The organism is Bacillus sp. 5mfcol3.1 (assembly GCF_900114335.1).
Taxonomy (GTDB): Bacteria; Bacillota; Bacilli; order Bacillales; family Bacillaceae_G; genus Bacillus_A; species Bacillus_A thuringiensis_S.
Genome location: NZ_FOST01000001.1, coordinates 895,368 through 921,248, shown reverse-complemented (window position 1 = coordinate 921,248; position 25,881 = coordinate 895,368). Strand labels below are relative to the sequence as shown.

Here is a 25,881-nt window from a genome sequence, read left to right as displayed (position 1 = left end):
TTCTAACTCTCTCCTTCTATTAAATAAGCAAATCAAACAAAACAGGGTTTTTATTAAGTTCCATAAATTGAATATTATTTTCTTTAAAGCGAGTAATTAATTGCTCATAATCTTCTTTATGTTTTAATTCTACGCCGACTAATGCTGGACCATTTTCTTTATTATGTTTCTTAATATACTCAAAGCGCGTAATGTCATCTTCTGGTCCTAATCCTTTATCAAGAAATTCTCTTAGCGCACCTGAACGCTGCGGAAATTCAATGATAAAGTAATGTTTCAGTCCTTCATAAATGAGCGAACGCTCTTTCATTTCTTGCATTCTATCAATATCATTATTTCCACCACTTAGCGTACATACAACTGTTTTACCTTTTATTTCATCTCTATATAAATCAAGCGCTGCAATAGAGAGTGCACCAGCCGGTTCAGCTACAATCGCATTTTTCTTATACAGTTCTAAAATCGTCGTACAAACTTTCCCCTCTGGTACTAAAATAATATCGTCAATTACATCTTTACAAGTTTCAAATGTTAACTTTCCTACTTTTTTAACAGCTGCCCCATCAACAAAGCTATCTATTTTCTCCAATGCTACATTTTCATTTTGAAGAAAAGCCTCTTTCATAGATGCAGCTCCCATTGGCTCTACACCAATAACCTTTGTAGTAGGACTAACACCTTTTACATATGTACCAACTCCTGATGCTAATCCACCACCACCGATTGCTGTAAAGATATAATCAACCGGTTTCTCCATATCATGCATAATTTCAACTGCCACTGTCCCTTGACCAGCAACTACATACGGATCATCAAACGGATGAACAAATGTCATTCTATTTTCTTCACAATAACACTGTGCTTCTTGGAAAGAGCTATCGAATGTATCACCAACTAATACAATCTCTGCGAAATCACCACCGAAAAATTGTACTTGTGATACTTTTTGTTTCGGTGTTGTTGTGGGCATAAATATTTTTGACGGAATATTCAATAAATTACACGTATAAGCAACTCCTTGCGCATGATTACCAGCACTTGCACAAACAACACCGTTTTGTAACTTTTCTTTCGGTAAACTTTGAATTAAATTGTACGCACCACGAATTTTGAAAGAGCGAATTAATTGTAAGTCTTCTCGTTTTACATAAACGTCACAATCATATTTCTCAGATAAAACTGTATCACGTTGTAACGGTGTTTTAATAACGATATCTTTCAGGCAATTATGCGCCATTAAGATATCTTCAATTTTCACTCTCTCCTTTACCTTTTGCACCATTATATATCATCCTTATCTCTTTTAAATTGGCTCAATCAAAATGTGGGATTTTCAGAACAGCCCCTGTATTCGCCGATGTTACCATTTGTGCATAACGTCCAAGCCAGCCAGTTTTTACTTTCGGTTCTGGTCGTTTCCATTCTTTTTTACGCTTTTCTAATTTTTCATCACTCACTCTTACTTCTAGTAAGCGTTCTTCAACATCAATACATACAATATCCCCTTGTTCAAGAAGTGCAATCGTTCCACCAGCTGCTGCTTCTGGTGAAATATGTCCTACTGAAATTCCACGTGAAGCTCCAGAGAAACGTCCATCCGTTAATAATGCAACCTCAGCACCTAATCCCATTCCAGCAATTGCTGATGTTGGGGCTAACATTTCTGGCATACCAGGGCCACCTCTTGGTCCTTCATAACGAATGACAACTACATCTCCTTTTTTCACTTTCCCAAGCATAATGCCAGCAAGTGCCTCATCTTGTGAATTAAAAATAACGCAAGGCCCTTCAAAACGCTTTACTTCTGTTGCACCGCTTTTAATAACCGCTCCATCTTTAGCAAGATTTCCTTTTAATATACGTAAGCCCCCCTCTTCACTATGAGGGTTTTCGAGAGAGTGAATAACCTCCTTATCTTTAATCTCTGCCTCAGCAATATTTTCTCTTAATGTTTGCCCAGTAGCAGTGATTCGATCAAGATGAAGTACTCCTTCTTTCCGGCTCATCTCTTTCAAAATTGCACTAATCCCGCCCGCACGATCAATATCTTCCATATGCCAATTTGAGGCTGGACTTACTTTACATAAATGAGGTACACGTCTTGAAACTGCATCAATACGGTTCATATCATAATCTAGTCCTGCCTCTTGTGCGAGTGCTAGCGTATGTAATACTGTATTCGTTGATCCGCCCATCGCCATATCAAGTGCAAAAGCATCGTCAATTGCTTCTTCTGTTACAATATCACGCGGCTTAATATCTCTTTCAATTAAAATTTTCAATTTCTCTGCTGCTTGTTTAATTAACTCTTCGCGTCTTGGATCAATTGCTAAAATACTCCCGTTACCAGGAAGAGCTAAACCTAACACTTCACATAAACAATTCATAGAGTTCGCGGTAAACATACCCGAACAAGAGCCACAAGATGGACAGCCATGATCTTCAATATCTTTTAATTCTTCTTCTGAAATTTTCCCAGATTGATAAGCTCCTACTCCTTCAAAAACGGAACTCAGATCAACAACTTCCCCTTTAGATGTTTTTCCTGCTGCCATCGGGCCGCCTGAAACAAACACAGTCGGAATATTAATACGTAGTGCAGCCATCATCATACCTGGTGTAATTTTGTCACAGTTTGGGATACAAATCATGCCGTCAAACCAGTGTGCATTTACAACCGTTTCTACTGAATCTGCAATAATTTCACGACTTGGAAGAGAATAACGCATACCGATATGTCCCATCGCAATACCATCGTCAACTCCAATTGTATTGAATTCGAATGGTACCATACCTGCCGCGCGAACTGCCTCTTTTACAAGTTTCCCAAACTCGTTCAAGTGTTTATGCCCTGGAATAATTTCAATAAAAGAATTACAAATCGCTATGAAAGGTTTATCAAAATCTTCATCTTTCAAACCAGTTGCTTTTAATAAACTACGGTGCGGTGCTTTATCAAAACCTTTTTTAATCATGTCACTTCTCATCTTGTCAAATCCCCTCTTACATATTTTTCATTTATACTCTCTTACTCTATTTCTTTACTAATTCTTTCGGTGCATGAATCCAGCTCATCATTTCACGAAGCTCTGCTCCCACTTTTTCTAATTGATGATTTTGTTCTGCTTTTTTCATTGCGTTATACGTCGGACGCCCTGCTTGATTTTCTAAAATCCATTTCTTCGCAAATTCACCTTGCTGAATTTCTGTCAGAACACGCTTCATTTCCTTCTTCGTTTCATCTGTAACAATTCTCGATCCTGTTACATAATCTCCAAACTCTGCCGTATCTGAAATAGAATGGCGCATAGTCGTTAATCCACCTTCGTACATTAAGTCAACAATTAGCTTTAATTCATGCAAACATTCAAAGTATGCAATTTCAGGACGATATCCACCTTCCGTTAACGTTTCGAACCCGGCCTTCACAAGTGCAGTTACCCCGCCGCAAAGTACAGCTTGCTCACCGAATAAATCCGTTTCGGTTTCTTCTTGGAATGTCGTTTCAATTACCCCCGCACGTGTACACCCTACACCTTTTGCATACGCCAGTGCTACATGTAGCGCTGTTCCCGTCGCATCTTGATGCACTGCGACTAATGCTGGAACACCATTTCCTTCTTGAAATACACGGCGAACGAGATGACCTGGACTTTTTGGCGCGACCATCGCTACATCTACGTAACTTGGCGGATTAATTTGTCCGAAGTGAATGTTAAATCCATGTGAGAAAAGTAACATTTGTCCTTCACGAAGATTCTCTTCTACCTCTGCTTTATACACATGAGCTTGCTGTTCATCTGGCAATAACATTTGTACAACTTGTGCGGTTCGAACCGCTTCTGAAACAGACATTACTTCAAATCCATCCGCTTTCGCTACTTCATACGACTTACCAGGACGAACACCAACTACAACCTCTACACCAGAATCACGTAAATTTTGTGCTTGCGCATGACCTTGTGATCCATAACCAACTACTGCAACAGTTTTTCCTTGTAATAACTCTACATTTGCATCTTTTTCATAATATGTTTTCATATTCCATACACTCCTTATAATTTATTTACTTGCAGAACATCAATTAATTTTTTCAACTGACTAACAAGTAATGTCGCTTCATTTTCAGTACAAACTGCTGTGAGTTTCATTTCAGAAACACCACTAGTATCTCTTTCTTTTAAATGTAAAGAAGAAATATAATAACCACGCCGAGCAAAAATCCCACTTATACGTAATAAGACGCTTGGCTCGTTATGAATAACGAGTGAAAAAGTATGACTCATTCTTCCCACCTCTTCATAATCATTTCGTTATTCCCTTTGTTTGGCGGAACCATCGGAAATACGTTTTCACCTTCTTCTACACAAAAATCAACTACGACAGGACCTTCGTGAGCAAATGCTTCTAACATCACTTGTTTTGCCTCGGTTGAATTTGTTGCTCTTAATCCCTTTACTCCATAAGCTTCTGCTACTTTCACAAAATCTGGTGATCCAATTTTTGATTCTGATAAACGATTTTCATAAAACATTTCTTGCCATTGCCTTACCATCCCTAAAAATTTGTTATTTATGATAAATACTTTTACAGGGATGTTATTTTCAGCAATTGTTTGTAGTTCTTGAATGTTCATTTGAAAAGAAGCGTCACCTGCAATACAAATGACAAGTTCTTCTTTTTTAGCTAGCTGAGCACCAATTGCTGCTGGAAAACCAAACCCCATTGTTCCTAATCCTCCAGAGGTAAGGAACGTCCGAGGTTTTCTTGCTTTATAGAAGTGAGCAGCCCACATTTGATGCTGACCTACTTCTGTTGTGACAATCGCTTCACCATTCGTTAATTCACTTACTAAGTTGATCACATGCTGTGGTTTTAACTCAGATTCTTTTTGCTTATAAGAAAGTGGATATTCTTCTTTCCATGTCTTTACTTTCTGAAGCCATTCGTCTGTTTGTGTATAAATAGACATATGTAACAGCATGTGTAACGCTTTTTTTACATCACCAACAATCGGATGTTCTACAGTTACATTTTTATGAAACTCAGAAGAATCAATATCAATATGTACTTTTTTCGAGTTTGGAGAAAAAAGTTCTAATTTTCCTGTTACACGATCATCGAAGCGAACACCTAATGCAAGTAGTAAATCACATTCTGTTACCGCCATATTAGCAGCGTATGTCCCATGCATACCAAGCATCCCTAGAAACAATGGATCATCCGGTGGATATGCACCAAGTCCCATTAAAGTTGAAACGACTGGAATACGGTTCTCCCTTGCGAATTCGAAGAGTTCATCGGATCCACCTGAATGAATGACACCTCCTCCAATATAAAGAAGTGGACGCTTAGATTTTGAAATTGCTTTAGCCACCTCTCTAAGTTTCATGCTGTCTGGTACAAGTTCTGGTTTGTACCCCGGAATATCAACTTCTTCATTAAAGAAACTGGTGACTTTTGCATTTTGAACATCTTTTGGAATATCAATTAATACTGGTCCCGGGCGCCCGCTTTTGGCGATATAAAAAGCTTCTTGCACAATTCGTGATACATGATTCACATCACGAACCTGGTAATTATGCTTCGTAACAGGTACTGTAATTCCGACAACATCCGCTTCTTGAAATCCATCTTTACCAATTAAAGGCGTTGCAACTTGCCCGGTAATGACAACTAAAGGAATCGAATCCATATAAGCGTCTGCTAAACCCGTAACTAAATTTGTCGCCCCTGGGCCAGAGGTAGCAAAGACTACCCCAACCTTTCCAGAAGCTCTCGCATATCCTTCAGCCGCATGAATGGCAGCTTGCTCATGACGAGTTAAAACATGTTTCAAACCACTTTCGTATAACGCATCGTATACTGGTAAAATCGCTCCGCCTGGATAGCCGAAAACGGTCGTTACACCCAATTTCTTCAAACATTGAATCACGTGCCCAGCGCCTGTCATTTCTTCATACTGTAACTTCTCATACGCTGTATACTGCTGCTTCATTTCCATTAACTCCTCTCCTTATTTATGCTAAGCTTTCCGTCAGCCCGGGAACACGTACTCCTCTTTCTCTCGTTAATTTTTTAAATTCTTCGGTCAATTGTTTCGTTACACTTCCTGGTTTCCCATCTCCAATTTCTCTGGAATCAACTTTTACAACTGGAATTAACTCCGCTGCTGTTCCTGTTAAAAATACTTCATCCGCTACATATACATCATGGCGAGTGAATGGTCTTTCCTCACACGGAATATTCAGTCGTTCACATAGCTCGATAACACTATTTCTCGTAATACCTTCTAATGCTCCTAAATAGGATGGCGGGGTTAGCACTTTTCCATCTTTCACAACGAAAACATTATCGCCAGAACCTTCACAAACATATCCTTGTTGATTTAACATAAGAGCCTCTAACACTCCTGCTTGTGCTGCTTCAATTTTTACAAGTACGTTATTTAAATAATTCATTGACTTAATACGTGGATCTAACGCATCTGGCGTATTACGTCTTGATGCAACAGATACAACGCTTAGCCCATTATTATAAAATTCTTGTGGGAATAACTTTAATTGTTCTGCAATGATAATTACGCTCGGCTTCACACAACTTCTCGGATCGAGCCCTAAGTCACCTTTTCCTCTTGAGACAATTAAGCGAATGTAAGCATCAGCGTATTCATTTTTTTGGAGTGTATGTAAAACTGCTTCTTCCATTTCTTCTACCGTCATTGGAATTGTTAGTAAAATAGATTTCGCTGATTCATATAATCGTTTCACATGTTCTTTTAAACAAAATACATTTCCTCCGTAACTACGAATCCCTTCAAATACACCGTCTCCGTATAAAAAACCATGATCATACACTGAAACAACTGCCTTTTCTTTTTCTACAAATTCCCCATTCATGTAAATATACTGGTTTCCCATCTCACATCGCTCCTCTTTTTTCTCTATTTTTTGCAATCTATTTCTACATCGATTGCTGAGATGAGTATTTTTAACAGAATATTCAGTATATAAACCTTAAAAATATACTCGTCTCAACAATCGATTACTTACATACTTGTAGCAATCCATTGCTGAGACGAGGGAATCGTGGTACCACTCAGCTTCCTTATACTTCTCACGAAATATAAGCTCTGCAAGTCCAATTAGACTTTTGTTTTTCTATCGGGAACAACCCCGCTACTTTTTACTAGTTTTCAAAAGTAGTGCTCCAAGGTGATTTTCAATGAGTGAATTGTTACCACCCTCACAGCCTCGGGGCAGCTCTCTGAAACAATCTTTATCATTTACTCTCCTCTTCTACGCATTCTCTTCTTCTATTTTTAAAAATAAAAACTCTCGCCTCAGCAATCAACTACTACAATTTAGTAGCTTTGATTGCTGAGGCGAGAGTTTCGCGTTACCACTCAGCTTCCTTATACTTCTCACGAAATATAAGCTTTGTAGGTCCAATCAGACCTCCGTCCTTTTACCGGAGACGATGCCGCCGCCCTCTACTCAGTTTCCCTTTCGCAAGCGATGCTCCGAGGTGATCTTCAATGATTCGATTGTTACTACCCTCACAGCCTTGGAGTAGCTCTCTGAAACGATCATAATCATCTACTTTCCTCTTCTTTGCATATACAACATATAAAGTTAGAAAATTCTTAATTAACTTTTATTTGTTACACGTATTATAGGACGTTGTTCTTTTCCTTGTCAACATGTTTTTTCAAAAAAATCAAAATTAATTCTATTTATTTTTTCTCAAATCAAAATTGGAATGCATTACTTACATACACTCATATATTACTTAAGTATGTTTGCATTACTACATAAAGAAAAACTTATAAAGTTTATGAGGAGATGAGGAAACTATGTTAAAAGGGAAAGTAGCGTTAGTTACAGGAGCAAGCCGAGGAATTGGACGAGCAATCGCTAAAAGTTTAGCAAATGACGGTGCATTGGTTGCTGTTCATTACGGTAATCGAAAAGATGACGCTGAAGAAACTGTTCATGAAATTCAATCAAATGGTGGCCAAGCTTTTTCTATCGGCGCAAATTTAGAATCCTTACACGGTGTAGAAAACCTTTATAAAGCTTTAGATACTGAATTACAAAAGCGCACTGGTGAAATACAATTTGATATTTTAATAAACAATGCTGGCATTGGTCCTGGTGCTTTTATTGAAGAAACGACTGAACAATTTTTTGATAGAATGGTTTCAGTAAATGCAAAAGCTCCATTCTTTATCATTCAACTAGCACTACCACGTTTACGTGACAATAGCCGAATTATTAATATTTCATCCGCTGCCACCCGCATTTCTTTACCTGATTTTGTTGCATATAGTATGACGAAAGGCGCTATTAATACAATGACTTTTACGCTAGCAAAACAGCTTGGAGCACGAGGAATAACGGTGAATGCAATACTTCCAGGATTTATCAAAACAGATATGAATGCAGAACTCTTGAGCGACCCAATGATGAAGCAGTACGCTACTACTATTTCCGCTTTCAATCGCTTAGGTGAAGTAGAAGACATTGCCGATACTGCTGCATTCCTTGCTTCTCCAGACAGCCGCTGGGTTACTGGACAATTAATTGATGTGAGCGGAGGATCTTGTTTATAAAAAACATATATTTTCAAATCTTTTTTATTGCGCAATAAAACAATTTATATAATACTATATAAAACATATACATTTAGGAGGATTACAGCAATGTCCGAAAAAACATACGAACTCGCAACCTTCGCAGGCGGTTGCTTTTGGTGCATGGTAAAACCATTTGATGAACTTCCTGGTATTCATAAAGTACTTTCTGGCTATGCAGGAGGTCATGTAGAAAACCCAACATATGAACAAGTAAAAGCTGGAACATCTGGACATTTAGAAGTTGTTCAAATTACATTCGATCCTTCTATTTTTCCTTATCAGAAATTACTAGACTTATATTGGCCACAAATCGACCCAACTGATGATGGCGGACAATTTTTTGACCGTGGTCCATCTTATCGTACCGCTATTTTTTATCATAACGAAACACAAAAAGGGCTTGCTGAAAAATCAAAACAAGCTCTTGCAGAAAGCGGTATGTTTAAAGATCCAATCGTGACTGAAATTCGTCCTGCTGCACCTTTTTACGAAGCAGAGGAATACCACCAACATTTCTATAAAAAGAATCCAGAGAAATATGCTACTGAGCAAAAGGAATCTGGTCGTGAAGACTTTATAAAAGAAAATTGGCAAAAAAAATAATAAAAACGCATCGTGCTTTTTGAGTACGATGCGTTTTTATTTTTGATAAAAGTACCATACAATTAATAGAACAATTGCTGTTAGTGACCAAAGTACTATCTCGTTTTTCACTCTATTCTTTTTCTTAGTCATTTCATTCCCTCCTAATAACTATTAAACATATTCAATTTTTTCTTTGTTTAATTGTCCATCTTATATACGTGAATACATCCTTACAAATTCTAATAGCAAGACCACCAATAATTCCGATTGCAATGGAAATTACTAGCATCTGTCCAAAACTAAAAGAATTTGTGTACATTATGTAGAGAACGATACATATAAGTAAAACATCCGGTAAAGAAAGTAAAAACCTTTTAAGCATTCCTTTATCTCCTCTATACTTTTTAATTTATATCTTCTACTGTAATTTTGAAATAAAATTTGTTCAAAAATTCCATTTACACCCTCATTTTATGAAAAATAATAAGAATCCCTTTTCAAAAGAGATTCTTATTCAGCAGATTTAAGTTTAATTATTTTCTACATATCCTATTCCATAATTACTCCTAAAATAGAATAATATTACTAATGATTTATTGTAAATTGACTATTTGCCAGGCAACCGAATGTCGCGCCAGCTGCCTACATCGCATTGGCCAAATTCATTATTACCTACCGCGACTACCGTGCCATCCTATTTAAGGCCAACAGTATGACAACGCCCCGCCGCTATCATATCTTTGGGCTATCGCTTCACTTTTTCTTTCGATAAAAGGTAATCCATGTTTTACCTCCTTGCATATAAGCAACTGTATCATAATAGATATTTTTATCAAATTTCATTATAAATCTACATTTACAAAGAAAGCTTATTTTACTTCTTCAAAAAATAAAAACCTCCAGTTTAAATACTAGAGGTTTTCTCGTTATTTCTTCAAGCGGTCAATAAAATCGTTCAATTTATCTAGCGATTTCATATTCTGATTGCAAGCTACACCATCTTTGCAAATGTAGTTTCCCTTTTTAACGAAAGTTCCTGGTACATCGCCTTTAATTTCAACTAAAAACATTCCTACTTCTTCATGCCCATGACATAATGAACAAATGCTTTTTTTATTTAAACTTTGGAACGTTCCTTGCAGACCAACAAATTTATTTTTATCATTTTTCGCTATAATAAATTTCCTGCTTGATCCCTTATCAATCCAACTTAAATAAGATATTTCTTTCATATCCATTTCTTCCATATCAGGAAGTTTTAACTTTTTCGCCTTAGGAAATAACTTTTTTAATGTTTGTGCTGTAACTTCTTGAAACGGAATTACATACGGATTTATTTTCATTAAAAATGACTCTGCATCTTCTCTATTTTGAACTGTTAATACCGTATCAATTAACTCTTTCTGTTCATCCGTTAAATTCTCAAATACATGTATTATCTTTTCAATCGCAAGCGATTTTAACGCTTGAATTACACCTCTATCATTTGCCGTTGCATGCCCGTTTGCTAAAATATAAGCTTGTGATTTTATAAAATTATATTGATCACTTCTAATAAACGCTTCCATCTTTATCACTCCATACAAATTGTTGATCTAGTTTTATTGTATACAATGATTACGTTTTTTGATATGTAAAAGATAACTTAGAAACAAACATTACATATATGACTTATTCTCTACCGCTGCATTTCCTGACAAAAGAAGCCATCATCTGTTTTCCATTCCGCATATAATACGTCTTCAAATTTAGTAATTCCTTTTTGCTTTATTTGTTTATAAAGCCATCCTTCATCAAATCCCGCTTCCCTCAAATTATCCTTAACTACTTTTCCATCACTAATTAATGAAATTGGTAAGTATACAGGCTTATGTTTTAAACTTAAATCATTTATAGTAGGAGATTCGTATTTACTTTTTTTCAGAACGCTTATGTTTCCGTTCGGTTCCAATATCATATATTCAACTTCTCGGATTGAAAATATATCTTTTTGTTGCCTAAGCATTTGTTGTAATTGGTTTATATCCAAATGATTTACGCTTAATTGTTCACGATCAATCTTTCCGTTACGAATAATAATTGAAGGATACCCTTCAAAAAACCTTCTTGTTCCTCTTACTTTTTGTGTTATCACTTCTATAGTATAAATTAAAATTACCCAAACAAATACTGAATATAAAATAGACCATACTTTAATTTTAGGATCATATATTGAATTTCCAACGAGCTCACCTAGGACGATTGCAGAAATAAAATCAAATGGCGTTAGCTGAGATATTTGTGTTTTCCCTAATATTTTTGTAGCAATTAATAGAACAAAAAAACCAACTAAAAGCTCTATCGTTATTTGTCCAATATGATTCATACATGTTCACCTTTCTACTTTTCAAGTGCTCTGTATACCATTTAATAAAAAAACGGCACATTTTTTCTATTATCATGCCCGTTCACACCTCATATATCCAATACACATAAAACAAAAAGAGTCTGATTCAAAGTAATATATGAATCAGACTCTTTTCCTCTTATTTAGAATACACAATCTTTTTAATCGTTTCCCCAGAAAGAAAATATTCTTCTGCAAGTTGATGAATAGCAATCCCACTTTTAAACGCTTCTTTAATTGCTTTATTTCTTTCATCTAGTTGTTTTCTTCCACCAGATCGTGTACCCCATTTATAATGTTTCGTTTCTTGTTTCGGAATGTAAATTGTTTCACCTTGTATATACTTTTGAATTTCAGTAATTAAACTCTCTGGTAAAACAGCATTAGCTTTTACGTATTTCATTTCTGCTCGCCCCTTATTTTTTATGCTTCATTTCAATAAGGTGCAAAGCCAAATATAAAAAATGATACGAGCTCATATAGGCGATTGTATATTACTTGTCTACCTCACGCAAAGTATCGCCATTTCCATACTTGGCTTTGCATGAGACGTTGCAGTGTCTGGCAATTGAATTATAATCGCCATATAAACACCTCCTAATATACCTTTTGCATTTTATTATATGATAAATTCCTTCTCCTTGCATCCACACCCTTCTTAAAGCACGAAATTACTTAGTTTGATATAATACTTTTTAACTGAATTAAAAATCATTGTGAGGTTACATTATGAAGAAAAAAATTATCATTACAATCGTTACACTATTCTTTATTATCACGGCATTATTCGGAACATACAAATTGATGAACGCAAGAAGCTTTCAATTATTTGGAGATTTAACACAACGCGTAGAAACAAATGAAAAAGTGATTGCTTTAACTTTTGATGATGGCCCTACTAACAATGTAAAACAAATATTACCGCTACTAGATAAATACAACGCTAAAGCTACTTTCTTTTTAATTGGAAATGAATTAGAGCAAAATTTATCGTTAGGAGAAGCTATCGCGCAATCTGGGCACCAACTTGGAAACCATACATATTCTCATAATAGAATGGTTTTCAAAACACCTTCTTTTATTAAAGATGAAATAGAAAAAACGAATTCATTAATCCGCCAAACAGGATTTACAGACGAAATTGATTTTAGGCCCCCTAACGGTAAGAAGTTAATAGGGCTGCCATATTATTTAAATAAAAACAATATCGAAACAATCACATGGGATCTTGAGCCCGATACTTTTTATAAATCTGCGGCTGATAAAATTAAATACGTTAATAAAAATGTAAAACCAGGTTCTATCATTTTACTGCACTCTATGTATGATGAGTCTAATGAAAATTTACAAACGATTGAAGGTATTTTAGATTCTTTATCTAAGAAGGGCTATCAGTTCGTAACAGTAAATGAATTGCAAAAAAGAGCAAAATAAAAAGGTAGCGTATCTTTGTATGATACGCTACCTTTCTTTTTATATAATGCCAAGTACATTTAAGAATACGATAATAATCGCAATTGGTGCGATATAACGAAGTAAGAATAACCATAATACGAATAGTTTATAACCTTTATTTTTACTTACACCTAGCTCTTTCATTAATACATCTTTCTTCATTTTTAAAGGAACAAAGATAGAAACTAATAATACACCAAGTGGCATTAATACGTTACTTACTGCATAGTCCGCTAAATCGAAGACTGTCTTCCCGAAAATCTTCAGATCACTTAATATACCGAATGATAATGCTGATGGTACCCCAACAACGAAGATTAATAACCCTACGATTAAGGCCATTTTTTCACGTTTCCCTTTACCTTTTGATGTTAACGATGCAACACTAATTTCTAACATCGAAATTGCTGATGTAATCGTAGCGAAGAAGAATAGTAATAAGAAAACAATGAAGAATAATTTTCCGAATGCCATTTTACTGAAAATAGCTGGCAACACGATAAATAATAGTCCCGGCCCTTGAGATGGTTCCATTCCAAATGCGAACACAACTGGGAAAATTGCAAGTCCTGCAAGTAATGTAATAACAAGAGTTAAGGCTACGATAGAAAATGCTGAACGTGGTAAGCTTTCTTCTTTCGGTAAGTATGAGCTATACGTTACCATAACGGCTACCCCGACAGATAATGAGAAGAACGATTGCCCCATTGCGTATAATATAACTTCTGATGTTACATGTGAGAAATCAGGTTGTAAGAAGAAACGAACGCCTTCTCCAGCACCATCTAATGTAAGTGCACGAACGATTAATACAAAGAATAAAACGAATAATGCTGGCATGAAATATTTATTTACTTTTTCAACACCATTTTGTACACCTTTACTTACGATGAAAATAGTAATAAGGATGAATAATAGCTGTGATCCAACTGCTAAATATGGATTGGAAATGATTTCACCAAACGTAGCTTCGTATGCTCCATTTCCTTCCCATAGTCTACCTGTAATTGCATTCCATAAATATAATAAAATCCAGCCTCCTACAACACTGTAGAAAGAAAGTAATATGAAACATGTTACAATTCCTAATTTACCTAACCAAGGCCATAACGTTTTAGGAGCAATCTCTCTATATGCATCGACAGCCTCTTTTTGTGTACTTCTTCCAATAACAAATTCAGCTAATAATAGCGGTAAACCAATTAATAATGTGAAACCGATGAAAATTAGGAAGAACGCTCCGCCTCCTCCAATGCCGGCCATATATGGGAATTTCCAAATCGCTCCAAGACCAATTGCCGAACCTGCTGCAGCTAATACGAAACCTAATTTCGATGTCCATTGCTGTGAATTCATTTGTTAATCTCCTCTCTATCTCTTTTTCTTTGTTACAATTCGGTATTTATATTGTTCTATCAATACTCTTTTCTAATACGTTCACTTCCTCCCTAATAAAAAAACGTCCCTACGTAAATACGTAGGGACGACAAAAATATCGCGGTACCACCCTAGTTGTGAAGAACACTAAGAAACCACCTAAATAAAAACGCCCCTACGCAAAAACGTAGGGACGATAAAATATCGCGGTACCACCCTAGTTATGAAGACACACCAAAGTTAGGACCTAAATAAAAAACGTCCCTACGTAAATACGTAGGGACGATAAATATCGCGGTACCACCCTAGTTGTGAAAAAATCTTCACCACTTTATTTGATAACGGTATAAACTACCGTCTTTCATTTCCTCATAATGCGAGATTTATGAAAGATGCTCCAGGACGAACTTCATGAATAATCTATATACTGATTCACACCAACCATCAGCTCTCTGAAATAGGGAGATATTCACTACTATACCCTTTCATTGCCCAAATATTATTTTCCGAATTGATTACTATCATTTTTATCACACATTAAAAATAGTGTCAACTTATATTTCGAATTTTTATGTATTACAATCTATTTCAAAATTCGAAATATAAGTTTTTAGTTTAGAAAACAAGTGGATTAGTACATAACGAATTCTAACAGGCAATAGAAAAAGAATTACGTATTATTGATACTTATTCAATAATACAAATCATCTAGAAACATAACCTGTCTCTCTGTATTAATTTTTTAAGAGTTTGATGGATACCAAGAAAATTTCGCATCACTATCCAGTGGTCTATTTTTCATTTCTTCTTTAATTACACGAAACCATTCATTTAGAATTTGAGTTTTGGGCAATTGAGCAGCAAGGTTATCTTCCCAAATTATATGTGAAAACCAGGCTTTCGTTTCCCATTCAAACTGCAATTGCGCAAACGAAATTATAGGGTGATCAGCTTCATGAAATTGCTCATTTACTGCATTTGAAACTTCTGGAGCTTGCGGTAACAACTCGTTCTGAATTCTATTTCTTATCGTCTCATTTTCTAGCTGATCCCAGAAATACAATTGCCCATTTATTTGATAGAAAATATCAAATGAAGCCTCACCTTTCTTCAAATTCAATAATACGAAGGCACGTTCTACATCATTGTCAGCCGCCTTTACAGCATTAACAATTATATTTTGTGCCATTGATACCCAGTAACTAGTCGCTTCCTCTATCGGTGATTCAACATACAATTCTTCACTTAATTCATGAAGAGTGGCTTCTTGCTCATTTACTTTTTCAACTTTTTTAAAAAACCTATTAAAAAAACCCATAACTTCCCCCTTATTACTGTTTTCTATTTCACAAAATAAAAAATAGATTTTTCTTGCTCATCCACATTTACTCCTGGCGCGTATGTATGAACTTGTTGCAACACTTCTTCTATTAGCAACTCTAACTCCTGCACACTATTTTCTGGACTCCCTATTAATGTGTCCGCCATACGTTCATATAAATTTTCAGGTTTAATAGTCATTCGTTCCACATTATTAGGCATCCATTTAAACGCTGGATGATGTACATACATTTTATTCAAACCAAATAAAACACCGAATACGTTCCTTTGTACTTCGCAAATAACATCATAAAGCATAAGCCAATCTTTCCGTTTTAAAAGCGCCTTTCGATTGTGCCAACGATTACTTAACCATAGATTTTCTGAAATCATTCGTTTTACTAGTTCATCTGGATATACCACTACTCTATCTTTTAATTCATTCACTTTCTCTTCTCCATACAAACTAACACCATCATGAACGGATGATACAATACATTGTTTTTCATAACTTATATCATATTGATCCACCACATCCGAAATCACTTTCTCTACTGTCTCTGTTAAAAAGTTACTAATCTCTAATTTAATTCCCTCTTTCGTTAAATACGTTTCCGACCATTCTTCTTCCTCATACGGATAATACGATAATATTGTCCCATCAATATGATGAATAGGGGCCCTACGATCCTCATCTTCTGGCGGTGTTGACCATAAAATATGTAATTCTATATCTGAATGTTCATCTTCAAGCTTTCTAGCTACTGAACCCGCTAAAATAATGGCTTCTACTTTCGGATTTTGCCTATAGATCTCTGACATCTCTATTGCTTTCTCTTTTAATCCCATTTCATTTCCCCCTAAAATTGCAGTAATCCCCTATATTTCATTTATCTATTTCGATATTACAGCTTGCATTACCTTTTCAAATTCCTACTACATCATATTTCTATCCAAAAGCGCTGAATAACTTCACCAGTACGAGAAGAAACTATTTCATTTTCTAACACACCGCCAACCTTTTGAATCGTTTTAGCAGAACCGATATTGGATTTATCACAAGTTATTAATACTTTCTGCAATCCTAATTTTTGCGCTTCAGCTAATGCAAGTTGTAGTTGTTTCGTAGCGTAACCGTGGCGACGTTTATTTGGATGGACACTATATCCAATATGACCGCTTTCCCGTAATAATTCTGGATTTAATCTATGTCTAATATTCACAAAACCTATAAGTTCCTCTTTTTCAAAACTTAAAAACTGACTAGATGGCACTCGATTAGCTAGTAAATTTTCTCCTATTTCTTGTTTACTCACTTTTTCAAACCATTCATCAAGAGAATCAAAGTTTTGTAAAGAACTACTTCCATGTGGTTGTTCCCCTGAGTGTAAAAACGCGTGTCTATACGCTGTAATATGCTCACTATATTCATGGGTTGGTTTTAATAGTTTCATTGTTCTTCTCCCCCTCTTCATTCCATAAAACAAACACCTTAATAGCAGCTATTCACTATTAAGGTGTTTCTATCCTTTTTATTCAAATAACCCCATGCTCAAATAACGTTCACCTGTATCAGGCGCAATACATAAAACTTTTTTACCAGCGCCTAGACGTTTCGCTATCATGATTGCAGCATAAACAGATGCTCCAGAAGACGGCCCAACTAATAATCCCTCTTGTCTAGCTAAGTTTCTCATTGTCGTTAAAGCCTCTTCGTCTGCAATTTGAATAATTTCGTTATACACTTCTGTATTTAAGTTTTTCGGGATAAACCCTGGGCTTGTTCCTACTAGTTTATGAGGACCTGGCACACCACCTGATAAAACGGGTGATCCTTTCGGTTCCACTACTGCAATATATAAGTTTGGTAATTTCTCTTTTAACGTTTCACCAGTCCCTGTAATCGTTCCGCCTGTTCCTGCCGTTGCAACAAAAGCGTCCAGCTCTCCATCCATTTGTTCGTAAATTTCAAGCGCAGTCGTATAACGGTGAATATTCGGATTAGCTGGGTTTTCAAATTGTTGCGGAATAAAACTATTCGGTATTTGCTTTTGCAATTCTAACGCCTTCGCAATTGCTCCTGGCATTCTTTGTTCTGCTGGTGTTAAAACTACTTCTGCTCCGTATGCTTTCAATAAATTAATACGCTCTTTTGACATATTATCTGGCATAATTAAAATCGCTTTATACCCTTTAGCTGCTGCATTCATCGCTAAACCAATCCCTGTATTCCCGCTTGTCGGTTCAATAATTGTATCTCCTGGTTTGATGAGACCATTTTCTTCTGCAACGTGAAGTAAATTATAAGCAGCACGGTCTTTCACACTGCGCGATGGATTAAACATTTCTAGTTTCACATACACATCTGCTGCGTCTTCCGGAATAAATTTAGATAATCGGACGACAGGTGTATCTCCTATTAATTCCGTAACGTTTTCACACAATTTCATAGCGCATCCCCTATTCTATCGTTTTCTTATCACTTGGCAGTAACCATGAAGTGAGTCCAATTAATGGTAGACAACTACATAATAGCATAATAAATTGCAGGCTATATATATCTGCTAATTTCCCAAGAACTACAGCACCTAATGCTCCAAGTCCAAACGCAAGACCTACGATTAATCCTGACACCATTCCCACTTTTCCAGGTACAAGCTCTTGTGCATATACAACAATTACACTAAAACTACTTGAACTAATAAAACCGATACATAAAAATAACGGTACGACCCACACAAGTGAGACATGTGGTAATAACAGTGCAAGTGGCGCTGAACCTAACATTGAAAATACGATGATATTTTTCTTACCAAATCGATCTGCTAACGGTCCTCCGAAGAAAGTTCCTAACACACCAGCAATCATAAATGCGAATACGAAATACTGGGCATTTTTTATAGATAAACCGTAATGCTCTATTAAGTAAAATTGATAGAAATTCCCGATACCAGCACCGTACCAAGAGCGTACAAAAGTAAGAAAAACAAGAAGTATAATAACGAATTTAATGTGTGTACTTACAATTGCATTTTCCGCCTCAAGTGCAGCCCTCTTCTTCCTTCTTACAGCACCCGTTGCTAATTCATTTTTGTACCAATTCGATACGAAAATTAATAATACAATTCCTACTGCTGCAAATGCTGTAAAACCTAATGAACCAATTTGACCGAGTGGAACGAAAATTAGCGCTGTAAAAATAGGAGCTAGAGAATTCCCCGTGTTTCCCCCAACTTGATAAATTGCTTGCGCTAACCCTCGTTTTGCACCTGCCGCCATATACGCAACACGAGCGCCTTCTGGATGAAAGACCGCGGAACCTAAACCAATAAATAAAACAGAAATAATAACAATAATAAAGTTTGGTGCAAACGCGAGTCCAATCATTCCAAGCATACTTGAAAACATGCCGAGTGGTAATAAAAATGGTGACGGCTTCTTATCTGAATACATACCAAACACCGGTTGCATAATCGATGACGTCATATTTAATGCAAACGCAATCCACCCTACTTGCATATAGGATAAATTCATCGTTTTTTCCAAAATAGGAAACAACGCCGGCACAACTGCTTGCATCGAATCATTTAAAAAATGCCCAAAGCTAATCGCAAATAAAATTCGATATATTGTCGGTGTTTCTACAGTTTTTTTGTGTGAAACTGCCTGCATATGTGAATCTCCCCTTTCTGTACAAAATATATATTTATTACAGTAGGTGTAATAAATTCTGACTTTTGAAACATTTCTATTCTATACTGCTTTCATTTCTTTTTCCAGAAATATAACTTAACTCCCGTCATTGGCTTGCATCCTTGTAACTTTCAGCGGTAAAACAGTACAAAAAAAAGACAACCCAATCACATACTGGGTTGCCTCTTACATTAAATTGCAAAATGCTTATACTTCTCATAATCACTCGTCTTACATTCTATTTGTAATTTGGTACCTTCGTTTTCGTAACTCGTAGATAAAACGTGTGCATGATTATTGAAATACGAAACTACCTGTCCTTGATCATATGGAATTAACATTTCACACTTCGTATATTCTTTATAGATGTGTGAGCCAATCATTTCTACAAGTTCTTCAATTCCAACATGTTTCTTCGCTGATAAATAAACGCGATCTTCTTGCACTTTCGGAATTTCAACATCTACCATATCTGATTTATTATAAGCATAGATCGTTGGAATATTTTCTACTCCAATTTTCTTTAACGTTTCATTTGTAATATCAATTAATTGTTCATAATTTGGATTTGCGTAATCTACAACGTGAATAAGTAGGTCTGCTTCCGCTACTTCTTCTAACGTTGAACGGAACGCCTTCACAAGATGATGTGGTAATTTACTTACAAATCCAACTGTATCTGTTAATAAAAATGATTTATTATCTGGCAAATCAATATTTCGTACAGATGTTTCTAACGTCGCAAATAACATATCTTTTTCAAATACTTGTTTTTCTTCTGTACCATTATAAATTTCAAGCATTGCATTCATCGTCGTTGACTTTCCTGCATTCGTATAACCTACTAATGCTACAACAGGTATTTCATTTTTCTTACGCTGCTTTCGCTGCGTTTGACGCTGGGCAACGAGCGCTTCTAAATCTTTATTCAAAACTGAAATTTGTTCTTCAATTTTACGACGGTCTAACTCTAACTTCTTTTCACCGACACCTTTATTTTTCGTACCAACGCCGCCGCTCTGTCTCCCTAACGATTCACGAAGACCGATTAAACGAGGCATCATATACTGAAGGTGTGCTACTTCTACTTGTAGCTGTGCTTCTTTCGTTTTCGCACGTTGCGCAAAAATATCTAAAATTAAAATGGTACGATCAATTACCTTACAATCTAAATCCTCTTCTAAATTTCGAATTTGTGAAGGAGATAATTCATCATTAAAGATAACCATATTCGCATCTATTTCTTGTACATACGCTGCAACTTCTTCAATCTTTCCTTTTCCGATATAATGCGATGGATTTACTCGTTGTAAATTTTGCATTACTTGCCCAATTACCTCTACATCACAAGCTTCCGCAAGATTTGTTAACTCTTCCATCGAATATGCAAAATCATCTTCATTACCTAAATTTACTCCAACTAAAACTGCTCTTTGTAATACTTCTTCCATATATTTATTCCTCCATTTCGATTACGTAAAATAAAAAACACAGGTCGCTGCCTGTGTTTTCGTAAACGGATAAGGGTTCACCAAAGAAATAGAAGAAAGCTATGCTTTCATCCTATTTTATAGTCAAAAAGTCCCAAGATTGTATACGTATCCACAGTAAGTGTTCACTTATACAATCCCATTCTATTTATAAAGGCAAAACAAAAAGAGGGCGTATTCGTCCCTCCCTCTTTTTCACATATAAGCTTAATAAAGGGTTCCTTTAAAATAGGCAGACCAATCCCGTTCACTCTGTACACAGACAGAGCCTTTGAGCGCTATTCAATTATTGGCACAAAGTATTGAGACGTAATCTGATTAAGATCAAAGGAAGCCCCTCCGTTCATTTTAAGTTACATAAAGTGTAGCATAAGTAATTCGCTTTCACAAGGTTTAACAACCTATATCACACTAAAGAAAATCTTTATATTTTTACTTTAATCGTCATTTTTTGCGAATTTTTCTCACAATAAAAATAACAAAAGCAATTATCAATTTTAGAAACTTCTCGTATATTATTTTTACAGCACTCGCCAAATTCCTTCATAGTAAGTTAAGTATTATCGTTTTAATACAACAAAAATCTTTATTGACATTTTTATAACCTAATATTAGTATCAGGTTATAAAGATAAAAGTTAGGAGATGTTCCTATGCATTCTAAATCTCGTATTACTGCAATTGGTACTTATGTTCCAGATCAAATATTGTCTAATAACGATTTAGAAAAGATGGTCCATACGAATGATGAATGGATTGTACAAAGAACAGGAATGAAGGAAAGAAGAATCGCTAGCGACGAAGAATACTCCTCAAACTTAGCCATTAAAGCAATTGAAAATTTATGTACAACATATAAGAAAAACTTAGAAGATGTCGACTGTATCATTGTCGCTACTACTACTGCTGATTACGTTTTCCCTAGTGTTGCTTGCCAAATACAACAATACTTCAACATACCTCATACACTAGCTTTTGATTTAAATGCAACTTGTGCTGGTTTTACATATGGACTACACATCGGTAATAGCTTAATCACTTCTGGATCACATGAAAAAGTACTTGTCGTAGCGACAGAGACATTATCTAAAGTTACTGATTATACCGATAGAACGACCTGTATTTTATTCGGTGATGGTGCTGGAGCTATTTTATTAGAAAGAGATGAAAACACCCAAAGCTTTATCGCTGCTCACATGGGAACAAACGGTGATGGCGGCATTCATCTATATAGAACAAACTTATCTACTACTATGAATGGCACACCACTGCAAACAAATGAAAAAATCGTTCAAAATGGAAGAGAAGTATATAAATGGGCAACACGCACAGTACCAAAAGGCATAAAAAATTTATTACATACCGTAAATATGCAAGTAGATGATATAGACTGGTTCATACCCCACAGCGCTAACTTACGAATGATCGAATCTATTTGCGAAAAATCTCAAATTCCAATACAAAAAACATTAACGAGCGTGGAATATATGGGGAATACCTCTTCAGTCACCATTCCACTCGCTTTAAATTTAGCTATAAAAGAAGGGAAATTAAATAACGGAGACACACTTTTACTATACGGATTTGGTGGCGGACTTACGCATTTAGGGCTTATTGTAGAGTGGAATTTAATTTAAGTGTATAAAAAGAGGCTCTAGTCAGTAACTAGAACCTCTTTTTCATTTAATTTCTTGCCCCTTTTCGAGACCATATCACAACAGGAATAAGTAATAACGCTAACACCCCTCCAGCCAATGACAATGCCGCATAACTTGAATTCGCTACTACCATACCTGACATTGCTCCACCAGAAGCTCCAGCTAGCGCAATAAAAACATCTATTTTCCCTTGTGTTTTAGCACGTGTAGACGGTGTTGTGGAATCAACGATTTGTGCTGTACCACTTATCAATCCGAGGTTCCATCCTAGCCCAAGTAAAGACAGAGCAACGATTAATAATAATAAAGAATCACTTGGCGCTGTCGCAGCTATGACACCCGCTGCAAGTAAAATCACTCCACCAGCTATGCTCATTGTAGTTCGGCCAATTTTATCAATTAACATTCCTGTAACGAGAGATGGAAGATACATTGCACCTACATGAAAACCTATCACAAGTCCTACTGCACTTAAACCGTGACCGTGGTGTCCCATATGAACTGGCGTCATCGTCATAATCGCAACCATCACTATTTGCGTAAGTATCATTACGATTGCTCCAACTGTAATACCTCGTTTATTTTCTTTCGCTTCTTCTGTTATTGGTTGTCCTTTATATGTATGTTCCTGTTTATATCTTTCTATTATGTTAGCAATAATCAAAGGATCTGGACGAAGCATAACAAAAAGAACTAGACCCGCCAGTATAAATGCTGCTGCCGATAGTATGAACGGACCTGCAAGTTTAGGAACTCCAATTGAATGAGCAAAACTTCCCATTACCCCTACTAAATTTGGTCCTGCAACTGCACCGAAAGTCGTCATTACCATCGTAATACTAACAGCCGTTGCTCTCTGCTTCTTATCTGCTAAATCTGTACCTGCATAACGAGCTTGTAGATTCGTGGCTGTACCGGCACCATATATAAGTAAAGAAATAAGTAAAAGAATAATACTATTTGTTAAAGCTGCCATTACAACACCAATTGCTCCAAATCCGCCTACTATAAACCCTGTTGCAAGACCTATCCGGCGTCCATATCGTTGCGAAAGCTTCCCTACTATGAAAGCTGCGAATGCCGATCCTAATGTAAACATAGCAGTTGGTAATCCTGCAAATGCATCTGTTCCAAGCATTTGCTGCGCAAGAAGTGCTCCCACTGTAATACCAGCAGCTAGTCCTGCACCGCCAAACATTTGTGAAATGCTGACGATTATTAACGTTCGTTTGTATAGTTTTTGTTGCTCTTCTTCTGTGTACACATGATTATCTATTAAAGCCCCTGCCTTATCTAGCAATTCCCCATCCTCCTTTTAAAATTAATCCCTCTTGTTAATGTACTATGTATAACGTTACATATTCAATGGCATTTTCCATTCCTTCCTTTCATTCTAAAAAACTTTCTAATCATACTCGACTTATCCCATGCTATATTAAAAATACTACTATTCACAATATGCAAGGAGAAAACAATGAAAAAAACAGGCTGCTATAGCCTGTTTTTCTTTACGCTTCTTCTACTAATCTTCCCCTTCTCTTTTTACTCAAAGCTTTCCCTTCCCAAAACAACAAACTTACGAAAGCACAAATTAAAATAATTGGCACACTTGCTTTATATAAATCTGTAAAACTCATAGCCATCTGATTCTTGGCATAATGATTCACATCATTTGAAAATGTGAGTACCTCTTTCTTTATACTTTCCTCTTGTTTTTCAACTTCTTTTGTCACTTGCCTCATAACTTCTTCTCTTTTTACATCTCTATATTCTACTGGAACTTTTCTTAATATTTCATCCGTCTTGTCGTGAATCAATTCTTCCTTTTTCTCTTTACTTAATCCCATTGTCATTGCATTTTGTTTCTTATTTATATTCGACTCTAAACTTTGATTCTCTATTTTCTCTTTAGTCATTTGTAAAATTTCAGTTTGCTCAGTACTATTCACATGAATAGTACGCACCTTTTCTTCTGCATAACGATATACTTTTTCTTTATTTACAGTTAAATTGTGAGTTAAGTTAGAGACAAATATTGCGACTGCCAATACAATTCCGACTTGTCGTAACATTGATACAACACTTTGAGAAGCAGTTAACAATTCTCCTTCAAACGAAGACGCACTTAAAACTGTAATTGGCCCCACTACTAAACCATATCCAACACCTAATATCATACATGGAATAATAATTTCTATATTTGTTGAATGCACATCAATCATTTGCAACCAATAGTAGGAAAGCCCCATAATAAGAAATCCTGACAAAATAATAGTTACTTTTCCGAGTTTTTTAATTAAAGTTGCTGCAACTGGTGAGACAAAAAATATCATTGCTGAAATAGGTGTCACTAAAAAAGCCGCTTCAATTTCCGTTCGACCTTGTAGTTTCGTCAAGAACGTTGGAAGCAATACAGTAACTCCAATTAAAAATAAATTACTTAATATAACAACGATAGACGCTCCGACAAACATTCGATCTTGAAATAACTTTAAATTCACCATTGGATTATGAATCTTTCGTTCTACTAAAACAAATAGAATAAGAGAAATAGTGCTAATTGCATAACAAGACAAAGCAATATTACTTTGCCATCCCCATGTATTACCTTTTACTAATATGAGAGTAAATGAAAAAATTGCTGTGCTACTTAATAGTAGTCCTATCCAATCTATTTTTGAGATAATACGTTCTTCATTTTTTATTTGTAGCATGATGCAACATAACACGATTCCTATTATACAAACCGGAACATTAACGAAGAACACCCATCTCCATCCTAAATTTTGCGTAATAATTCCACCTATTACTGGTCCCATAGCAGCTGACAATCCTTGTGTTACTCCTAAAATTGCAAGCGCAACATGCCTCTTAGCTAATGGCATAGCTGATACACCAATTACCATACTTGTTGGAAATAAAATCGCTGCCCCAATACTTTGTATAAAACGAGAAAAAATAAGAAAATCACCTGTATTAGCAAAAGCGCAAAGTACCGATCCACCACCAAAAATCACCAGACCAAGAATATACATCTTTGCTTTTCCAAAGATATCAGCTATCCGCCCTAACGGAATGGCAAGTACTGCAATCGTCATTGTATAAACATTTAATACCCAAGACATCTTTTCTAACGAAGTATTTACACTCGATTGTATTGCCGGTAAAGCTATATTCATAATTGTCGTATCAATCATACAAAGAAAGATACCTAGACACATTAAAAAGACAATCTTAATACCCTTTGATTGCTCCATCTTTATATACCCCTTTATTTATT

Annotated in this window: 23 protein-coding genes, 1 pseudogene and 3 other annotated features; of the genes and pseudogenes, 4 read left to right on the top strand and 20 right to left on the bottom strand. The window is 35.8% G+C overall.

The features are described 5' to 3' along the window. Positions 1–19: 19 nt before the first annotated feature. Genes ilvA through ilvE form a run of 6 tightly spaced genes read right to left on the bottom strand, consistent with a single transcriptional unit; the run spans position 20 to position 6,920 of the window. The gene (ilvA, locus tag BM089_RS04845; protein WP_090976153.1) at positions 20–1,282 is read right to left on the bottom strand and encodes a threonine ammonia-lyase IlvA; all 1,263 of its coding nucleotides are present in this window, start codon (positions 1,280–1,282) and stop codon (positions 20–22) included. Positions 1,283–1,313: 31 nt separating this feature from the next. Further along, positions 1,314–2,987 carry a dihydroxy-acid dehydratase gene (ilvD, locus tag BM089_RS04840; RefSeq protein WP_090976151.1) on the bottom strand — a complete coding sequence of 558 codons (1,674 nt, stop codon included), beginning with the start codon at positions 2,985–2,987 and terminating at the stop codon, positions 1,314–1,316. A gap of 46 nt (positions 2,988–3,033) precedes the next feature. Beyond that, positions 3,034–4,041: a ketol-acid reductoisomerase gene (gene ilvC / locus BM089_RS04835; protein ID WP_000861143.1), complete on the bottom strand. Its 1,008-nt coding sequence runs from the start codon at positions 4,039–4,041 to the stop codon at positions 3,034–3,036. A gap of 14 nt (positions 4,042–4,055) precedes the next feature. Continuing rightward, complete coding sequence (locus BM089_RS04830; RefSeq protein ID WP_000019909.1) at positions 4,056–4,286, bottom strand: ACT domain-containing protein; 231 nt, start codon at positions 4,284–4,286, stop codon at positions 4,056–4,058. Then, complete coding sequence (gene ilvB, locus BM089_RS04825; protein WP_002153104.1) at positions 4,283–5,998, bottom strand: acetolactate synthase large subunit; 1,716 nt, start codon at positions 5,996–5,998, stop codon at positions 4,283–4,285. The genes BM089_RS04830 and ilvB overlap by 4 nt, the downstream gene beginning before the upstream one ends. A gap of 22 nt (positions 5,999–6,020) precedes the next feature. Next, entirely contained in the window at positions 6,021–6,920 is a 900-nt protein-coding gene (gene ilvE, locus BM089_RS04820) for a branched-chain-amino-acid transaminase (RefSeq protein ID WP_090976149.1), read from the bottom strand. 150 nt (positions 6,921–7,070) lie between these two features. Then, positions 7,071–7,310, bottom strand: a binding site (T-box leader). A 67-nt stretch (positions 7,311–7,377) separates the two neighbouring features. After that, positions 7,378–7,623, bottom strand: a binding site (T-box leader). A gap of 232 nt (positions 7,624–7,855) precedes the next feature. Between ilvE and BM089_RS04815 the strand changes: the two genes are divergently transcribed. Both BM089_RS04815 and msrA read left to right on the top strand, forming a co-directional pair. After that, positions 7,856–8,614 (top strand): SDR family oxidoreductase, encoded by a 759-nt coding sequence (locus BM089_RS04815; protein ID WP_090976147.1) that lies wholly within the window; start codon positions 7,856–7,858, stop codon positions 8,612–8,614. 90 nt (positions 8,615–8,704) lie between these two features. Continuing rightward, positions 8,705–9,241, top strand: a complete 537-nt coding sequence (gene msrA, locus BM089_RS04810; protein WP_001291883.1) for a peptide-methionine (S)-S-oxide reductase MsrA — start codon at positions 8,705–8,707, stop codon at positions 9,239–9,241. A 163-nt stretch (positions 9,242–9,404) separates the two neighbouring features. Here msrA and BM089_RS04800 read toward each other — a convergent pair whose 3' ends face one another. The 5 genes and pseudogenes from BM089_RS04800 to BM089_RS04775 form a co-directional block, all read right to left on the bottom strand. Next, positions 9,405–9,605, bottom strand: a complete 201-nt coding sequence (locus BM089_RS04800) for a hypothetical protein (RefSeq protein ID WP_000919314.1) — start codon at positions 9,603–9,605, stop codon at positions 9,405–9,407. Positions 9,606–9,848: 243 nt separating this feature from the next. Then, a pseudogene (locus BM089_RS31430) lies at positions 9,849–9,959 on the bottom strand (RCC1 domain-containing protein); the annotation flags it as partial. A gap of 190 nt (positions 9,960–10,149) precedes the next feature. Continuing rightward, positions 10,150–10,791 (bottom strand): FusB/FusC family EF-G-binding protein, encoded by a 642-nt coding sequence (locus tag BM089_RS04790; protein WP_000387073.1) that lies wholly within the window; start codon positions 10,789–10,791, stop codon positions 10,150–10,152. A gap of 110 nt (positions 10,792–10,901) precedes the next feature. Next, on the bottom strand, positions 10,902–11,588 hold the full coding sequence (locus BM089_RS04780) for a DUF421 domain-containing protein (protein WP_001015543.1): 687 nt from the start codon (positions 11,586–11,588) through the stop codon (positions 10,902–10,904). A 160-nt stretch (positions 11,589–11,748) separates the two neighbouring features. Next, positions 11,749–12,012 carry a CD3324 family protein gene (locus BM089_RS04775; RefSeq protein ID WP_000878325.1) on the bottom strand — a complete coding sequence of 88 codons (264 nt, stop codon included), beginning with the start codon at positions 12,010–12,012 and terminating at the stop codon, positions 11,749–11,751. A gap of 326 nt (positions 12,013–12,338) precedes the next feature. Between BM089_RS04775 and BM089_RS04770 the strand changes: the two genes are divergently transcribed. Then, positions 12,339–13,043 (top strand): polysaccharide deacetylase family protein, encoded by a 705-nt coding sequence (locus BM089_RS04770; protein ID WP_000726858.1) that lies wholly within the window; start codon positions 12,339–12,341, stop codon positions 13,041–13,043. A 39-nt stretch (positions 13,044–13,082) separates the two neighbouring features. On the opposite strand, the gene BM089_RS04765 is transcribed toward BM089_RS04770, so the two are convergent. The 7 genes from BM089_RS04765 to hflX form a co-directional block, all read right to left on the bottom strand. Next, positions 13,083–14,420, bottom strand: a complete 1,338-nt coding sequence (locus tag BM089_RS04765) for a sodium-dependent transporter (RefSeq protein WP_001088187.1) — start codon at positions 14,418–14,420, stop codon at positions 13,083–13,085. A gap of 296 nt (positions 14,421–14,716) precedes the next feature. Further along, positions 14,717–14,939 (bottom strand) — a binding site (T-box leader). A 244-nt stretch (positions 14,940–15,183) separates the two neighbouring features. Further along, a complete protein-coding gene (locus tag BM089_RS04760) occupies positions 15,184–15,759 on the bottom strand; it encodes a hypothetical protein (protein ID WP_090976145.1) in 576 nt (191 codons plus the stop codon). A 23-nt stretch (positions 15,760–15,782) separates the two neighbouring features. Further along, entirely contained in the window at positions 15,783–16,610 is an 828-nt protein-coding gene (locus BM089_RS04755) for a DUF4037 domain-containing protein (RefSeq protein WP_000523201.1), read from the bottom strand. A 92-nt stretch (positions 16,611–16,702) separates the two neighbouring features. After that, positions 16,703–17,215, bottom strand: a complete 513-nt coding sequence (locus BM089_RS04750) for a GNAT family N-acetyltransferase (RefSeq protein WP_090976142.1) — start codon at positions 17,213–17,215, stop codon at positions 16,703–16,705. A gap of 78 nt (positions 17,216–17,293) precedes the next feature. Continuing rightward, on the bottom strand, positions 17,294–18,211 hold the full coding sequence (gene cysK, locus BM089_RS04745) for a cysteine synthase A (RefSeq protein WP_000762271.1): 918 nt from the start codon (positions 18,209–18,211) through the stop codon (positions 17,294–17,296). A gap of 10 nt (positions 18,212–18,221) precedes the next feature. Beyond that, positions 18,222–19,433: an MFS transporter gene (locus BM089_RS04740; RefSeq protein ID WP_001149399.1), complete on the bottom strand. Its 1,212-nt coding sequence runs from the start codon at positions 19,431–19,433 to the stop codon at positions 18,222–18,224. A 212-nt stretch (positions 19,434–19,645) separates the two neighbouring features. Beyond that, on the bottom strand, positions 19,646–20,905 hold the full coding sequence (hflX, locus tag BM089_RS04735) for a GTPase HflX (protein WP_000393275.1): 1,260 nt from the start codon (positions 20,903–20,905) through the stop codon (positions 19,646–19,648). Positions 20,906–21,596: 691 nt separating this feature from the next. On the opposite strand from hflX, the gene BM089_RS04730 reads away from it, so the two are divergent. Further along, positions 21,597–22,580, top strand: coding sequence for a ketoacyl-ACP synthase III (locus BM089_RS04730; protein ID WP_090976140.1), 984 nt, complete (start codon positions 21,597–21,599; stop codon positions 22,578–22,580). 46 nt (positions 22,581–22,626) lie between these two features. Here BM089_RS04730 and BM089_RS04725 read toward each other — a convergent pair whose 3' ends face one another. Together BM089_RS04725 and BM089_RS04720 are read right to left on the bottom strand one after the other, a co-directional pair. Then, positions 22,627–23,901 carry an MFS transporter gene (locus BM089_RS04725; protein WP_000884503.1) on the bottom strand — a complete coding sequence of 425 codons (1,275 nt, stop codon included), beginning with the start codon at positions 23,899–23,901 and terminating at the stop codon, positions 22,627–22,629. A 208-nt stretch (positions 23,902–24,109) separates the two neighbouring features. Further along, positions 24,110–25,858, bottom strand: a complete 1,749-nt coding sequence (locus tag BM089_RS04720) for an MDR family MFS transporter (RefSeq protein ID WP_090976138.1) — start codon at positions 25,856–25,858, stop codon at positions 24,110–24,112. Positions 25,859–25,881 lie beyond the last annotated feature (23 nt).

Bases quoted from the DNA above. Each gene is read 5' to 3' on its own strand.
- ilvA (WP_090976153.1), bottom strand. From the start codon at position 1,282: ATGGTGCAAAAGGTAAAGGAGAGAGTGAAAATTGAAGATATCTTAATG.
- ilvD (WP_090976151.1), bottom strand. From the start codon at position 2,987: ATGAGAAGTGACATGATTAAAAAAGGTTTTGATAAAGCACCGCACCGT.
- ilvC (WP_000861143.1), bottom strand. From the start codon at position 4,041: ATGAAAACATATTATGAAAAAGATGCAAATGTAGAGTTATTACAAGGA.
- BM089_RS04830 (WP_000019909.1), bottom strand. From the start codon at position 4,286: ATGAGTCATACTTTTTCACTCGTTATTCATAACGAGCCAAGCGTCTTA.
- ilvB (WP_002153104.1), bottom strand. From the start codon at position 5,998: ATGAAGCAGCAGTATACAGCGTATGAGAAGTTACAGTATGAAGAAATG.
- ilvE (WP_090976149.1), bottom strand. From the start codon at position 6,920: ATGGGAAACCAGTATATTTACATGAATGGGGAATTTGTAGAAAAAGAA.
- BM089_RS04815 (WP_090976147.1), top strand. From the start codon at position 7,856: ATGTTAAAAGGGAAAGTAGCGTTAGTTACAGGAGCAAGCCGAGGAATT.
- msrA (WP_001291883.1), top strand. From the start codon at position 8,705: ATGTCCGAAAAAACATACGAACTCGCAACCTTCGCAGGCGGTTGCTTT.
- BM089_RS04800 (WP_000919314.1), bottom strand. From the start codon at position 9,605: ATGCTTAAAAGGTTTTTACTTTCTTTACCGGATGTTTTACTTATATGT.
- BM089_RS04790 (WP_000387073.1), bottom strand. From the start codon at position 10,791: ATGGAAGCGTTTATTAGAAGTGATCAATATAATTTTATAAAATCACAA.
- BM089_RS04780 (WP_001015543.1), bottom strand. From the start codon at position 11,588: ATGAATCATATTGGACAAATAACGATAGAGCTTTTAGTTGGTTTTTTT.
- BM089_RS04775 (WP_000878325.1), bottom strand. From the start codon at position 12,012: ATGAAATACGTAAAAGCTAATGCTGTTTTACCAGAGAGTTTAATTACT.
- BM089_RS04770 (WP_000726858.1), top strand. From the start codon at position 12,339: ATGAAGAAAAAAATTATCATTACAATCGTTACACTATTCTTTATTATC.
- BM089_RS04765 (WP_001088187.1), bottom strand. From the start codon at position 14,420: ATGAATTCACAGCAATGGACATCGAAATTAGGTTTCGTATTAGCTGCA.
- BM089_RS04760 (WP_090976145.1), bottom strand. From the start codon at position 15,759: ATGGGTTTTTTTAATAGGTTTTTTAAAAAAGTTGAAAAAGTAAATGAG.
- BM089_RS04755 (WP_000523201.1), bottom strand. From the start codon at position 16,610: ATGGGATTAAAAGAGAAAGCAATAGAGATGTCAGAGATCTATAGGCAA.
- BM089_RS04750 (WP_090976142.1), bottom strand. From the start codon at position 17,215: ATGAAACTATTAAAACCAACCCATGAATATAGTGAGCATATTACAGCG.
- cysK (WP_000762271.1), bottom strand. From the start codon at position 18,211: ATGAAATTGTGTGAAAACGTTACGGAATTAATAGGAGATACACCTGTC.
- BM089_RS04740 (WP_001149399.1), bottom strand. From the start codon at position 19,433: ATGCAGGCAGTTTCACACAAAAAAACTGTAGAAACACCGACAATATAT.
- hflX (WP_000393275.1), bottom strand. From the start codon at position 20,905: ATGGAAGAAGTATTACAAAGAGCAGTTTTAGTTGGAGTAAATTTAGGT.
- BM089_RS04730 (WP_090976140.1), top strand. From the start codon at position 21,597: ATGCATTCTAAATCTCGTATTACTGCAATTGGTACTTATGTTCCAGAT.
- BM089_RS04720 (WP_090976138.1), bottom strand. From the start codon at position 25,858: ATGGAGCAATCAAAGGGTATTAAGATTGTCTTTTTAATGTGTCTAGGT.